Consider the following 14,381-nt stretch of genomic DNA (forward strand, 5'->3'; position numbering starts at 1 on the left):
GCACAAGCCGTTTCCCGCAGCGTCAATGCACCGTGGGTTGAGTGTTGTTAGAGCGAAACTCGTGCCATTCGGTTCATACGAATAAAACTTGTTTGAATTCAAATGGTTGGTGAGTGTGCGGGAGCACGACTTACCTTGGCTGACATTTGTTTGGCTTGAAACCCGTGGGGGATTGGGCTTGCCAAGGCGTCGCGACAGTATTCTGTCGCGACGAACGGAGAGGGTTACTGTGCGTTGAAAGCCTGGCCGTTGATTCCGGTGCTGTCCGGGCCCATCAGATACAGGTAGACCGGCATGATCTCTTCCGGTGTCGGGTTGTTGCTGGGGTTCTCGCCCGGATAAGCCTGGGCACGCATGCTGGTACGGGTGGCGCCCGGGTTGATGCTGTTGGCACGGACCGGCGCCACAGTGTCCAGCTCATCGGCCAGGGTCTGCATCAGACCCTCAGTGGCGAACTTGGACACGCCGTAGGCGCCCCAATAGGCCCGGCCCTTGCGGCCGACGCTGCTGGAGGTGAACACCACCGAAGCATCCTGGGACAGTTTGAGCAGGGGCAGCAGGGTGCTGGTCAGCATGAACATGGCGTTGACGTTGACTTGCATCACTCGCATGAAGTTTTCCCCCGACAACTGCTCCAGCGGCGTGCGAGGGCCAATGATCGAGGCATTGTGCAGCAGGCCGTCGAGGTGGCCGAACTCGGTCTCGATCATCGCTGCCAGTTCGTCGTACTGGTGCGGCAGGGCGGTTTCCAGGTTGAACGGAATCACTACTGGCTGGGGGTGGCCAGCCGCTTCGATGGCGTCGTAGACCTCGGTCAGGTTGGCTTCGGTCTTGCCCAGCAAGAGTACAGTGGCGCCGTGGGCGGCAAAGGTCTTGGCGGCGGCGGCGCCGATGCCACGCCCGGCGCCGGTGACCAGAATGACCCGGTCCTTGAGCAGTTCAGGGCGAGCGGAATAATCAAACATAAAAGGCCTCAACAGAAATTCGATCGTCTCCGGCGCTTAGCCGGGAATTGCTGCCGCTTAGCAGCTGCACAATGCGTTATCCAGAACCTGGCGCAGCTCCAGCGGATGGTTGACCACCACGTCGGCACCCCAGTGCCGGGGATTATCGTCCGGATGGATGTAGCCATAGGTCACGGCGGCGGTCTTGGTGCCGGCGTCGCGGCCGGATTCGATATCCCGCAGATCGTCGCCGACGAACAGGACGCTGGAAGGGTCCAGGTCGAGCATCTTGCACGCCAGGATCAGCGGCTCCGGATCGGGCTTGCTGTTCTTGACGTGGTCGGGGCAGATCAGTAGCGCCGAGCGCTCGGCCAGCCCCAGTTGCTGCATGATCGGCTCGGCGAAGCGCAGTGGCTTGTTGGTGACCACGCCCCAGATCAGATTGGCTTTTTCGATATCGGCCAGTAGCTCCGCCATGCCGTCGAAGAGCTTGCTGTGCACGGCGCAATGCTTGAGGTAGCGCTCGAGGAATTCCAGACGTAACTCCTCGAATCCCGGGGATTCCGGGTCCATGGAAAACGTCACGGCTACCATGGCCTTGGCGCCGCCCGAAACTTCGTCGCGGATATGTTGGTCGGCAATCGGCGGCAGGCCGCGATCACGGCGCATGCCCTGGCAGACTGCGATGAAGTCGGGCGCGGTGTCGAGCAGGGTGCCATCCATATCGAAAAGAACGGCTCTGATGGCCATGTCTCACTCCTCTCGCAGGGTCTGGATCATGTAGTTGACGTCAACGTCCGCTGCCAGTTTGTAGTGCTTGGTCAGGGGGTTGTAGGTCAGGCCGATGATGTCCTTGACGGTCAGGCCGGCGGAGCGGCTCCAGGCGCCGAGTTCCGAAGGACGGATGAACTTCTTGAAATCATGGGTGCCGCGAGGCAGCAGTTTCATGATGTATTCCGCACCGATGATGGCGAACAGGTAAGCCTTCGGGTTGCGGTTGATGGTGGAGAAGAATACTTGGCCGCCGGGCTTGACCATGCGGAAGCAGGCGCGAATCACCGATGAAGGGTCAGGGACGTGCTCAAGCATTTCCAGGCAGGTGACCACGTCGAACTGCTCAGGCATCTCCTCGGCCAGGGCTTCGGCGGTGATCTGCCGGTATTCGACATTGACGCCTGATTCCAGCTGGTGCAACTGGGCGACCGCCAGAGGTGCCTCGCCCATGTCGATCCCGGTCACGGTGGCGCCGCGCTGAGCCATGGCCTCGCTGAGGATGCCGCCGCCACAGCCGACGTCGAGGACTTTCTTGCCGGCCAGGCTGACCCGTTCGTCGATCCAGTTGACCCGAAGCGGGTTGATGTCGTGCAGGGGCTTGAATTCGCTTTCGCGGTCCCACCAGCGATGGGCCAGGGCTTCGAATTTGGCGATTTCAGCGTGGTCGACGTTGCTCATGGGTGATACTCCAAAGCTAAGAAATTCTCTGTTGGGCCTCGAGCGTCCGCTCAAGGTCCGGGTTATTGGGCGTGGCCGCTGATGCGCTGGCCCCAGTTGCGGGCGGTGGCGCTCAGTTGTTGTTCGTCCTGGCGAGTCAGGCGCCGGTCATCCAGCAGTTGCTTGCCGGCGACCCACAGGTGTTTCACGCAGTCCCGGCCAGTGGCGTAGATCAGTTGCGACACGGGGTCGTAAATCGGTTGCTGGGCCAGACCGGACAGGTCGAAGGCCACCATGTCTGCGGCCTTGCCGATTTCCAGAGAGCCCACTTCGCTTTCCAGCCCCATGGCTCTGGCGCCATTAAGGGTGGCCATGCGCAGGGCGCGATGGGCATCCAGGGCGGTTGCCGAACCTGCCACGGCCTTGGCCAGTAGTGCGGCGGTACGAGTTTCCCCCAGCAGGTCCAGATCGTTGTTGCTGGCCGCGCCGTCGGTGCCCACCGCGACGTTGACCCCGGCCTGCCACAGGCGCTCTACCGGGCAAAAGCCGCTGGCCAGTTTCAAGTTGGATTCCGGGCAATGAATGACGCTGGTGTTGGTTTCTACCAGTAAAGCCAGGTCGTCATCGCTGATTTGGGTCATATGAACCGCCTGGAAGCGCGGCCCCAGGAGGCCCAATCGAGCCAGGCGCGCCAGTGGGCGCTCGCCACGCTGCTCCAGGGATTGCTGCACTTCGAACGCGGTTTCATGCACATGCATGTGGATCGAGGCGTCGAGTTCTTCGGCGATCACCCGGATCTTTTCCAGATTCTCATCGCCTACGGTATAGGGCGCATGGGGGCCGAAGGTGATCTTGATCCTTGGGTGGTGCTTGAGATCACCAAACAGTTCGACGCCCTGACGAATGGCTTCGTCGGCATCGTGGGCTCCAGGAATGGGGAAGTCGAGGATCGGTATGGCGAGTTGGGCGCGTATGCCGCTGTTGTGAACGCGCTCGCTGGCAACCTTCGGAAAGAAGTACATGTCAGAGAAGCAGGTGATGCCGCCTTTGATCTGCTCGGCGATGGCCAGGTCGGTACCGTCACGGACGAAGGCTTCATCCACCCACTTGGCTTCGGCGGGCCAGATATGCTTTTCCAGCCAAGTCATCAGTGGCAAGTCGTCGGCCAGGCCGCGAAACAGCGTCATGGCTGCGTGCCCGTGGGCATTGACTAGTCCCGGGCTGAGCAGCATGCCGGGCAGTTCGCGAACTTCAGTGGCGCGAAGCTTCAATGCCTCGGCTCGCGGGCCGATGAACAGAATGCGCCCGTCGCGGATGCCCAGGCCGTGTTCCTTGAGGACGACGCCGGCTGGCTCCACTGGCACCAACCAGGTCGGTAACAGCAGCAGGTCGAGCGCAGTCTCACGGTTCGGCATCGAATATCGGTCCAGGGCTTCATATAAAGGATGGCGAAGTATACCCGAGCGTCTTGGCGGGGGGATCGCTATAATCCGCGGCTTTTGTTCATGAGTACGGGGTGAGGGATGCGCGATCGTCTGTTGGCTGCGGAGAAGGTCAAGGCCATTGATTGGCGGGATAACACTCTGTACCTGCTCGATCAGCGGAACCTGCCCTTCGAGGAGACTTGGGTTGCCTGCGACAGCGCGGCCAGGGTCGCCGAGGCGATTCGTTCAATGGTGGTGCGCGGCGCTCCAGCCATTGGCATCAGCGCAGCTTATGGTCTGGTCCTGGCAGCTCGTGCGCGCTTTGCCGTAGGCGGCGATTGGTTGGCCGCTCTGGAGGCGGATTTTGCCCTGTTGGCGGAGTCTCGCCCGACCGGTGGCAATCTGTTCTGGGCCTTGAATCGCATGCGCGAGCGTCTGGATCGGGTCAAGGATCAGGCTGAGCCGCTGGCGGCGCTGGAAGCCGAAGCCATGTCGATCCATGAGAGTGATCGTGAGGCCAACCTGACCATGGCTCAGCTGGGCGTGGATTTGATTCGTCGGCATCAGGGCAATCCCCAGGCCTTGTTGACTCATTGCAATACAGGCGCTCTTGCGACCGGTGGCTTCGGCACGGCTCTGGGGGTGATTCGTGCGGCTTGGCTGGAAGGCATGGTGGAGCGAGTTCATGTCGATGAAACCCGGCCCTGGCTCCAAGGGTCGCGCCTGACAGCCTGGGAGTTGGCCAGTGATGGCATTCCTGTGACCTTGAACGCCGACGCTGCCGCCGCCCACATCATGAAGACCAAAGGTGTGACCTGGGTCGTTGTCGGTGCTGACCGAATCGCCGCCAATGGCGATGTGGCGAACAAGATCGGCACCTATCAGCTGGCGGTCAATGCCATGCATCACGGCGTGCGCTTCATGGTGGTGGCCTCCAGTTCGACCATCGACATGAATCTGGCCAGTGGGGACGACATTCCCATCGAGGAGCGCGACGCCGCAGAGTTGCTGGAGCTCGCTGGCAAGCGGGTGGGGGCGGATGTGGAGGTCTTCAATCCGGTGTTCGATGTGACGCCCGCGGACCTGATCGATGCCATCGTCACCGAAAAGGGCGTCGTCGAACGTCCGGATGCAGCAAAGATGGCGCAATTGATGTGCCGTAAGCGCTTGCATTGATGTTCGGCCTCGAAGGTTGCTGTCTATGACTTCCGAGGTGGGCCGCCGAGTCGGAAAAAACACATAAATGTGTGCGAATTTGGCCTCTGAGCCTCTCTCGTCTCTTATCAGGCTGTCATCGGTCAACTAACTATGCTCCATGCGCGTCAGGGGGATAGGTGCGTGGCGGCGATTGTGATAACATCCGGCGGTTTCCAAGGCGGTCCGATGCGACTGCCTTCACTGCGCAAATCCATGGCATAACTTGTTGATTTGTCGTAAGTCGGTGCATGGCACTAGGCCTGCAGCGGCGAGCTTCGTTCGTCCCATATGGATGTGACGAAGTTTCACCAGAAAAAGGAATCAGGCTTCTCATGGGCGAACTGGCCAAAGAAATCCTCCCGGTCAATATCGAAGACGAGCTGAAACAGTCCTACCTCGACTACGCGATGAGCGTAATCGTCGGGCGGGCACTGCCTGATGCGCGCGATGGCTTGAAGCCCGTGCACCGGCGTGTGCTGTACGCGATGAGCGAGCTCGGTAACGACTGGAACAAGCCGTACAAGAAATCTGCCCGTGTTGTCGGTGACGTGATCGGTAAGTATCACCCGCACGGTGATACCGCGGTGTACGACACCATCGTTCGTATGGCCCAGCCATTCTCCCTGCGCTACCTGCTGGTAGACGGCCAGGGTAACTTCGGTTCGGTCGACGGCGACAACGCGGCGGCCATGCGATACACCGAAGTGCGCATGACCAAGCTGGCGCACGAGCTGCTGGCCGACCTGCACAAGGAAACCGTGGACTGGGTGCCGAACTACGACGGCACCGAGATGATCCCGGCGGTCATGCCGACCAAGATCCCCAACCTGCTGGTCAACGGTTCCAGCGGTATTGCCGTGGGCATGGCGACCAACATTCCGCCGCACAACCTCGGTGAAGTCATCGACGGTTGCCTGGCGCTGATCGACAATCCCGAGCTGACTGTCGACGAGCTGATGCAGTACATCCCCGGCCCGGACTTTCCGACCGCAGCGATCATCAACGGTCGCGAAGGCATCATCGAGGCCTATCGCACCGGCCGTGGCCGCATCTACATGCGTGCCCGCTCGATCATCGAAGACATCGACAAGGTGGGTGGCCGCCAGCAGATCGTCATCACCGAGCTGCCTTACCAGCTGAACAAGGCCCGCCTGATCGAGAAGATCGCCGAGCTGGTGAAAGAGAAGAAACTCGAAGGCATCACCGAACTGCGCGATGAGTCCGACAAGGACGGTATGCGCGTGGTCATCGAGCTGCGTCGCGGCGAAGTACCCGAGGTGATCCTCAACAACCTCTACGCCCAGACCCAGTTGCAAGCCGTGTTCGGCATCAACATCGTGGCGCTGATCGATGGCCGTCCGCGGATCCTCAACCTCAAGGATCTGCTGGAAGCCTTCGTTCGTCACCGTCGCGAAGTGGTGACCCGTCGTACCGTGTTCGAGCTGCGCAAGGCGCGTGAGCGCGGTCACATCCTTGAAGGCCAGGCTGTTGCCCTGTCCAACATCGACCCGGTCATTGCCCTGATCAAGGCCTCGCCAACACCGTCGGAAGCCAAGGAAGCGCTGATCAGCACGCCATGGGAATCCAGCGCGGTGATGACCATGGTCGAGCGTGCCGGCGCGGATTCCTGCCGTCCGGAAAACCTCGATCCGCAATACGGTCTGCGCGATGGCAAGTACTTCCTGTCCCCGGAGCAGGCGCAAGCCATTCTGGAGCTGCGTCTGCACCGCCTGACCGGTCTTGAGCACGAAAAACTGCTGGCCGAGTACCAGGAGATCCTCAACCAGATCGGCGAGCTGATCCGCATCCTCAACAGCGCCACGCGCCTGATGGAAGTGATCCGCGAAGAGCTGGAAGTGATCCGTGCCGAATACGGTGATGTGCGTCGCACCGAGATCCTCGATGCACGTCTCGATCTGACCCTGGGCGACATGATTCCGGAAGAAGAGCGCGTGGTGACCATTTCCCACGGCGGCTATGCCAAGACCCAGCCCCTGGCTGCGTACCAGGCTCAGCGTCGTGGCGGTAAAGGTAAATCCGCTACTGGCGTCAAGGATGAGGACTACATTGCTCACCTGCTGGTAGCCAACAGTCACACCACGCTGCTGCTGTTCTCCAGCAAGGGCAAGGTGTACTGGCTCAAGACTTACGAAATTCCTGAAGCATCCCGCGCTGCTCGTGGCCGTCCGCTGGTGAACCTGCTGCCGCTGGACGATGGCGAGTACATCACCACCATGCTGCCGGTAGAGGAATACACCGAAGGTCACTACATCTTCATGGCCACCGCCAACGGCACCGTGAAGAAGACCCCGCTGGAATCCTTCAGTCGTCAGCGTAGCGTCGGTTTGATCGCCCTGGAGCTGGACGAAGGCGACGTGCTGATCAGCGCTGCGATTACCGATGGCGAGCGTGAAGTCATGCTGTTCTCCGATGGTGGCAAGGTGACTCGCTTCAAGGAGTCCGACGTGCGTGCCATGGGCCGTACCGCTCGTGGTGTACGCGGTATGCGTTTGGCCGAAGGCCAGAAGCTGATCTCCATGCTGATTCCGGAAGAGGGCAGCCAGATTCTCACCGCCTCCGAGCGTGGTTTCGGCAAGCGCACGGCCATCAGCGAGTTCCCAGAGTACAAGCGTGGCGGTCAGGGCGTTATCGCCATGGTCAGCAACGAGCGTAACGGCCGCCTGGTAGGCGCGGTCCAGGTGCTGGACGGAGAGGAGATCATGCTGATTTCCGATCAGGGCACCCTGGTTCGTACCCGTGTCGACGAAGTGTCGAGCCTGGGTCGTAACACTCAGGGCGTGACCCTGATCAAACTGGCCAGCGATGAAACCCTGGTAGGCCTGGAGCGGGTGCAGGAGCCATCGGAGATCGAAGGCGAAGAGTACGAAGGTGAAGAGGGCGCTGAATTCGAGGGTACCGTGCTGGATACGGTAGCCGAGCCGGATGATGCAACCGATGGCCAACAGGCAGACGCCGCAGGCGAAGAAGAGTCGAAAGACTAAATAAATCGTAGCAGGGCAGAGTGTTTGCTCTGTCCGCTACCGTGAATGCATAGCGAGAGTGGATGTGAGCAAACGAGCCTATAACTTCTGCGCAGGTCCCGCTGCGCTACCTGAAGCTGTCCTGTTGCGTGCCCAGGCCGAATTGCTGGATTGGCATGGCAAGGGCCTGTCGGTCATGGAGATGAGTCATCGCAGTGATGAATTCGTCTCCATTGCCACCAAGGCCGAGCAGGATCTGCGTGATCTGCTGAATATCCCCTCGAACTATAAAGTGCTGTTTCTGCAAGGCGGCGCCAGCCAGCAATTTGCCCAGATTCCACTGAACCTGCTGCCAGAAGGCGGCAAGGCTGACTACATCGACACCGGTATCTGGTCGCAGAAAGCCATCGAAGAGGCTTCCCGCTACGGTCAGGTCAATGTCGCGGCCACTGCCAAGCCTTATGACTACTTTGCAATTCCCGGCCAGAACGAATGGCAGCTGTCGAAGGACGCCGCCTATGTGCATTACGCGCCGAACGAAACCATTGGAGGCCTGGAGTTCGGCTGGATTCCAGAAACCGGCGATGTTCCCCTGGTGGCCGACATGTCTTCCGACATCCTCTCGCGCCCTGTGGATATCTCCCGTTTCGGCATGATCTACGCCGGCGCGCAGAAGAACATCGGTCCTAGCGGCATCCTGGTGAACATCATTCGCGAAGACCTGCTGGGGCGTGCCCGTTCCCTGTGCCCGACCATGCTCGACTACAAGGTCGCTGCGGATAACGGCTCGATGTACAACACGCCGCCGACCCTGGCTTGGTACTTGTCCGGCCTAGTGTTCGAATGGCTGAAGGAGCAGGGCGGGGTGGAAGCCATCGCCAAGCTCAACGAAGTCAAGCAGCGCACCCTGTATGGCTTCATCGATGCCAGCGGCCTGTACAGCAACCCGATCAACAAGTCCGACCGCTCGTGGATGAACGTGCCGTTCCGCCTGGCCGACGATCGCCTGGACAAGCCGTTCCTGGCTGGCGCCGAGGCTCGTGGCCTGCTCAACCTCAAGGGCCATCGCTCGGTGGGCGGCATGCGCGCCTCCATCTATAACGCCGTGGACATCAACGCAGTCAATGCGCTGGTAGCCTACATGGCGGAGTTCGAGAAGGAACACGGCTGATGTCTGAGCAAGAACTCAAGGCCCTGCGCCTGCGCATCGATGCTCTGGACGAGAAGGTTCTGGAGTTGATCAGTGAGCGTGCGCGTTGTGCTCAGGAAGTTGCCCGGGTGAAGATGGCTTCCCTGGCAGAAGGCGAAGTGCCGGTATTCTATCGTCCCGAGCGCGAGGCTCAGGTGCTCAAGCGGGTGATGGAGCGCAACCAGGGGCCGCTGGGTAATGAAGAGATGGCGCGTTTGTTCCGCGAAATCATGTCTTCGTGCCTGGCGCTGGAGCAGCCGCTGAAGGTGGCTTATCTCGGTCCCGAAGGCACTTTCACCCAGGCTGCGGCCATGAAGCATTTCGGTCATGCAGTGATCAGCAAGCCGATGGCGGCGATCGACGAAGTGTTCCGCGAAGTGGCGGCCGGTGCGGTTAATTTCGGCGTGGTGCCGGTGGAAAACTCCACCGAGGGCGCGGTCAACCATACCCTCGACAGCTTCCTCGAACACGATATGGTGATCTGCGGCGAAGTCGAGCTGCGTATCCACCACCATCTGCTGGTAGGCGAGAACACCAAGACCGACAGCATCAGCCGTATCTATTCCCATGCCCAGTCCCTGGCCCAGTGCCGCAAGTGGCTGGACGCCCATTATCCGAATGTCGAGCGCGTGGCGGTGTCCAGCAACGCTGAGGCGGCCAAACGGGTCAAGGGCGAATGGAATTCGGCGGCTATCGCCGGCGATATGGCAGCGGGTCTGTATGGCCTGACGCGACTGGCAGAGAAAATCGAGGATCGTCCGGACAACTCCACGCGCTTCTTGATGATCGGTAATCAGGAAGTGCCGCCGACTGGCGACGACAAGACCTCGATCATTGTCTCCATGAGCAACAAGCCCGGTGCGTTGCACGAGCTGCTGGTGCCGTTCCACGACAACGGCATCGACCTGACGCGCATCGAGACCCGACCCTCGCGCAGCGGCAAATGGACCTATGTGTTCTTCATCGACTTCGTTGGCCACCACCGTGATCCGTTGATCAAGGATGTGCTGGAGAAGATCAGTCAGGAAGCAGTGGCACTCAAGGTGCTAGGTTCCTACCCGAAAGCGGTTCTCTGAGGCTTTAACAATGAGTGGCGACTTCCTCGCACTGGCACAACCAGGCGTGCAACAACTTTCGCCTTACGTTCCGGGCAAGCCCGTGGACGAACTGGCCCGTGAGCTGGACATCGATCCGGCCACCATCGTCAAGCTGGCGAGTAATGAAAACTCGCTGGGCGCCAGCCCCAAGGCGCTAGCAGCGATTCGCGACGAGCTGGCGGAGCTGACCCGTTACCCTGATGGCAACGGCTTTGCTCTCAAGTCCCTGTTGGCTGAGCGCTGTGGTGTGGAGATCCAGCAGGTAACCCTGGGTAACGGTTCCAACGACATTCTGGAGTTGGTGGCTCGCGCCTATCTGGCGCCAGGCCTGAATGCCGTGTTCAGTGAACACGCGTTTGCCGTCTACCCCATCGTGATCCAGGCAGTCGGTGCCCAGGCAAAAGTAATTCCCGCCAACAACTGGGGGCACGATTTGCCGGCCATGCTCCAGGCGATCGATGAGCAGACCCGTGTGGTGTTCATCGCTAATCCGAACAACCCGACAGGGACATGGTTCAGTGCCGAGGCGCTGGATGAGTTTCTTCAGGACGTGCCTGCCCATGTGCTGGTAGTGCTGGATGAGGCCTATATCGAGTATGCCGAAGGCAGCGACCTGCCTGACGGTCTGGACTTTCTGGCAGCCTACCCGAACCTGCTGGTGTCACGGACCTTTTCCAAGGCCTATGGTCTGGCGGCCTTGCGGGTTGGTTATGGTCTCTCGACCCCGGTGGTGGCGGATGTGCTGAATCGGGTGCGTCAGCCATTCAATGTCAACAGCCTGGCTTTGGCGGCGTCCTGTGCCGCCTTGCTGGACGAGGATTACCTGGCTGAGAGCCGTCGACTGAATGAGTCGGGCATGCAGCAGCTGGAGACGGGTTTCCGTGATCTGGGGTTGAGCTGGATCCCTTCCAAGGGCAATTTCATCGCCGTGGATCTGGGGCGTGAAGCTGCGCCAGTGTTCCAGGGGTTGTTGCGTGAAGGTGTGATTGTGCGTCCGGTGGCTAACTACGGCATGCCGAACCATTTGCGCGTCACCATTGGCTTGCCTGCGGAAAATACTCGCTTCCTTGAGGCTTTGGCCAAGGTTCTGGCCCGTGGTTGATGTCATTCCAATGCAATCTGCTGTGCCTATGATCGGTCGCCTGGTAGTGATCGGCCTGGGGTTGATTGGTGGCTCCTTTGCCAAGGGGTTGCGCGAAAGTGGTGTATGTCGCGAAGTGGTCGGTGTCGATCTGGATCCGCAGTCCCGCCAGTTGGCGGTTGAGCTGGGGGTGGTGGATCGCTGTGAGGAAGACTTGGCTCTGGCTTGCCAGGGTGCCGATGTGATTCAACTCGCGGTACCGATCCTGGCCATGGAAAAACTGCTGGCAATGTTGGCTGGCATGGATTTGGGGGCGGCGGTGCTGACCGATGTTGGCAGTGCCAAGGGTAATGTGGTGCGTGCGGCGCAGGCGGCCTTTGCGGGTATGCCAGCTCGGTTCGTCCCGGGGCATCCTATTGCCGGCTCCGAGCAGAGCGGCGTCGAAGCCTCCAATGCGCAGTTGTTCCGTCGTCACAAGGTGATTCTGACGCCTCTGGAGCAAACCGATCCTGCCGCGCTGGATCTGGTCGACAAGCTTTGGCGTGAGTTGGGGGCTGATGTCGAGCACATGCAGGTCGAGCGCCACGACGAAGTTCTGGCAGCGACCAGTCACCTGCCGCACTTACTGGCATTTGGTCTGGTCGACTCCCTGGCCAAGCGCAGTGAAAATCTCGATATCTTCCGTTACGCTGCGGGCGGGTTCCGCGATTTCACGAGAATCGCCGGCAGCGACCCGGTCATGTGGCACGACATCTTCCTCGCCAACCGCGAAGCAGTTCTGCGCACACTCGATACATTTCGCAACGATCTCGACGCCTTGCGCGACGCGGTCAATGCAGGGGACGGGCATCAGTTGTTGGGCGTATTCACTCGCGCCCGGGTTGCCCGCGAGCATTTCGGTAAAATCCTGGCCCGCCGGGCCTATGTGGACGCTATGAACTCCAACGATCTGATTTTCCTGGCAAATCCTGGTGGCCGCCTGTCTGGGCGGATTCGTGTACCGGGCGACAAATCGATTTCCCACCGTTCGATCATGCTTGGCTCCCTGGCTGAGGGCACCACCGAAGTCGCGGGGTTTCTCGAGGGTGAGGATGCTCTGGCGACGCTGCAGGCCTTCCGCGATATGGGGGTGGTCATCGAAGGTCCGCACCATGGGCGTGTGACTATTCATGGTGTGGGTCTGCATGGCTTGAAGCCAGCGCCGGGCCCGATCTATCTGGGTAACTCCGGCACTTCGATGCGCCTGCTCTCCGGTCTGCTGGCTGCGCAGAGCTTCGACAGCACCCTCACGGGGGACCCCTCGCTGTCCAAGCGTCCGATGAATCGCGTGGCCAACCCGCTGCGGGAAATGGGTGCGGTGATCGAGACAGCGGCCGAAGGTCGCCCGCCAATGGTGATTCGTGGTGGTCACAAGCTCAAAGGGCTGACCTACACCTTGCCAATGGCCAGTGCCCAGGTTAAGTCCTGTCTGCTGCTGGCTGGCTTGTATGCTGAGGGGAAGACCACCGTCACAGAGCCAGCACCGACCCGCGACCATACTGAGCGTATGCTGCGTGGTTTTGGCTACCCGGTGAGTGTTGACGGTGCAACTGCATCGGTTGAGTCGGGCGGTAAGCTCAAGGCAACTCATATCGAAGTCCCGGCAGACATTTCTTCTGCGGCGTTCTTCCTGGTAGCTGCTTCCATCGCCGAAGGCTCTGAGTTGGTGCTGGAGCATGTGGGAATCAACCCGACCCGTACTGGCGTGATAGATATCCTGCGCCTCATGGGCGCTGATATTCGTCTGGAAAACCAGCGCGAAGTCGGCGGTGAGCCGGTTGCCGATTTGCATGTGCGTGCTGCCAAGCTCAAGGGGATCGAGATTCCTGAAGAGTTGGTGCCATTGGCGATCGACGAATTCCCCGTGCTATTCGTAGCTGCCGCCTGCGCCGAAGGGCGTACTGTGCTGCGTGGCGCGGAAGAGCTGCGGGTCAAGGAGTCCGATCGTATCCAGGTAATGGCTGATGGCTTGCTGACCTTGGGAGTCAAGTGTGAGCCAACTCCTGACGGCATCATTATTGAGGGTGGCCAGATTGGGGGCGGTGAAGTGCACGGTCATGGTGATCACCGTATCGCCATGGCATTCAGCGTTGCTTCGTTGCGTGCCAATGCGCCGATTCGTATCCACGACTGTGCGAACGTTGCTACCTCGTTCCCGAACTTTCTTGCGTTGTGCGTGCAGGTGGGGATTCGTGTCGCGCAAGAGGCTCAGTCGTGAATATCAAGGCGCCCGTGATCACCATTGATGGGCCAAGTGGTTCAGGTAAAGGCACCATTGCTGGCAAGCTGGCCAAGCATCTGGGTTGGTGCCTGCTGGATTCCGGGGCTCTTTACCGGCTGCTGGCTTTCGCCGCACGCAATCATGGCGTTGACCTGACTAACGAAGAGTCGCTGAAGTTGTTGGCAGCTCATCTGGATGTGCAGTTTCTCGGTGCCACTGAAAATCATCCACAGCGGATCATCCTCGAGGGCGATGATGTGACCGACGACCTGCGCAATGAGCAGGTTGGAGCCTGGGCGTCTCAAGTGGCAGCGCTGCCGGCTGTGCGTGATGCCTTGTTACAGCGTCAGCGTGCATTCCAAGAGCCGCCGGGCCTGGTTGCGGATGGTCGCGACATGGGCACCGTGGTGTTTCCTGATGCGCCATTGAAGATTTTCCTGACTGCCAGTGCCGAGGAACGTGCCCGTCGGCGTTACTTGCAGTTGAAGGGAAAAGTCGATGGTGTTAGTCTGTCGAGTCTGCTAGATGAGATACGTGCGCGCGACGAGCGCGACACCCAGCGAGCGGTAGCCCCGCTCAAGCCGGCGGCCGACGCCATACAGCTGGATTCCACGGAGTTGTCCATCGATCAGGTGTTGCAACGCATCTTGAGTGAGATCGCCATCCGCGATATCGCCGGGTGAACAAGGAGGATCGCGGGGGACCAGTCATAGTCCTGCGATCTTTCTTTTATATGAACGTAACCCACATTGTCTGGGATGTGGCAGATGGGCGTAT

General features: G+C 60.1%; 11 protein-coding genes. 7 read left to right on the forward strand and 4 right to left on the reverse strand.

Annotation, left to right across the window (positions count from 1 at the left end; translation table 11 throughout):
* Positions 1-224: 224 nt before the first annotated feature.
* The 4 genes from Q8O96_RS09510 to Q8O96_RS09525 all read right to left on the reverse strand — a co-directional run bounded on the left by Q8O96_RS09510 (position 225) and on the right by Q8O96_RS09525 (position 3,790).
* On the reverse strand, positions 225-965 hold the full coding sequence (locus Q8O96_RS09510; protein WP_102880480.1) for a YciK family oxidoreductase: 741 nt from the start codon (positions 963-965) through the stop codon (positions 225-227).
* Between the two features lie 57 nt (positions 966-1,022).
* Positions 1,023-1,694 (reverse strand): N-acetylmuramic acid 6-phosphate phosphatase MupP, encoded by a 672-nt coding sequence (gene mupP / locus Q8O96_RS09515; protein WP_102860845.1) that lies wholly within the window; start codon positions 1,692-1,694, stop codon positions 1,023-1,025.
* Between the two features lie 3 nt (positions 1,695-1,697).
* Positions 1,698-2,396, reverse strand: a complete 699-nt coding sequence (ubiG, locus tag Q8O96_RS09520; RefSeq protein ID WP_092312023.1) for a bifunctional 2-polyprenyl-6-hydroxyphenol methylase/3-demethylubiquinol 3-O-methyltransferase UbiG — start codon at positions 2,394-2,396, stop codon at positions 1,698-1,700.
* Positions 2,397-2,458: 62 nt separating this feature from the next.
* A complete protein-coding gene (locus Q8O96_RS09525) occupies positions 2,459-3,790 on the reverse strand; it encodes a TRZ/ATZ family hydrolase (RefSeq protein ID WP_115580655.1) in 1,332 nt (443 codons plus the stop codon).
* A 108-nt stretch (positions 3,791-3,898) separates the two neighbouring features.
* Between Q8O96_RS09525 and mtnA the strand changes: the two genes are divergently transcribed.
* From mtnA to cmk, 7 genes are all read left to right on the forward strand, one after another.
* Positions 3,899-4,975, forward strand: coding sequence for an S-methyl-5-thioribose-1-phosphate isomerase (gene mtnA, locus Q8O96_RS09530; RefSeq protein WP_305948708.1), 1,077 nt, complete (start codon positions 3,899-3,901; stop codon positions 4,973-4,975).
* Positions 4,976-5,328: 353 nt separating this feature from the next.
* Complete coding sequence (gene gyrA / locus Q8O96_RS09535) at positions 5,329-7,998, forward strand: DNA gyrase subunit A (RefSeq protein ID WP_102860848.1); 2,670 nt, start codon at positions 5,329-5,331, stop codon at positions 7,996-7,998.
* Between the two features lie 64 nt (positions 7,999-8,062).
* On the forward strand, positions 8,063-9,148 hold the full coding sequence (gene serC, locus Q8O96_RS09540) for a 3-phosphoserine/phosphohydroxythreonine transaminase (protein ID WP_305948709.1): 1,086 nt from the start codon (positions 8,063-8,065) through the stop codon (positions 9,146-9,148).
* The gene (gene pheA / locus Q8O96_RS09545) at positions 9,148-10,242 is read left to right on the forward strand and encodes a prephenate dehydratase (RefSeq protein ID WP_016964092.1); all 1,095 of its coding nucleotides are present in this window, start codon (positions 9,148-9,150) and stop codon (positions 10,240-10,242) included. Before serC ends, pheA begins: the two co-directional genes overlap by 1 nt.
* A 10-nt stretch (positions 10,243-10,252) precedes the next feature.
* Entirely contained in the window at positions 10,253-11,365 is a 1,113-nt protein-coding gene (hisC, locus tag Q8O96_RS09550) for a histidinol-phosphate transaminase (protein ID WP_305948710.1), read from the forward strand.
* Positions 11,366-11,393: 28 nt separating this feature from the next.
* Positions 11,394-13,601 carry a bifunctional prephenate dehydrogenase/3-phosphoshikimate 1-carboxyvinyltransferase gene (locus tag Q8O96_RS09555; protein WP_305948751.1) on the forward strand — a complete coding sequence of 736 codons (2,208 nt, stop codon included), beginning with the start codon at positions 11,394-11,396 and terminating at the stop codon, positions 13,599-13,601.
* Entirely contained in the window at positions 13,598-14,287 is a 690-nt protein-coding gene (gene cmk, locus Q8O96_RS09560) for a (d)CMP kinase (RefSeq protein WP_011062580.1), read from the forward strand. The genes Q8O96_RS09555 and cmk overlap by 4 nt, the downstream gene beginning before the upstream one ends.
* The last annotated feature ends 94 nt before the right edge of the window (positions 14,288-14,381 follow it).

Origin of the sequence: Pseudomonas sp. LPH60, from assembly GCF_030718165.1 — a bacterium.
In the GTDB taxonomy this organism is placed as follows: domain Bacteria; phylum Pseudomonadota; class Gammaproteobacteria; order Pseudomonadales; family Pseudomonadaceae; genus Aquipseudomonas; species Aquipseudomonas danubii.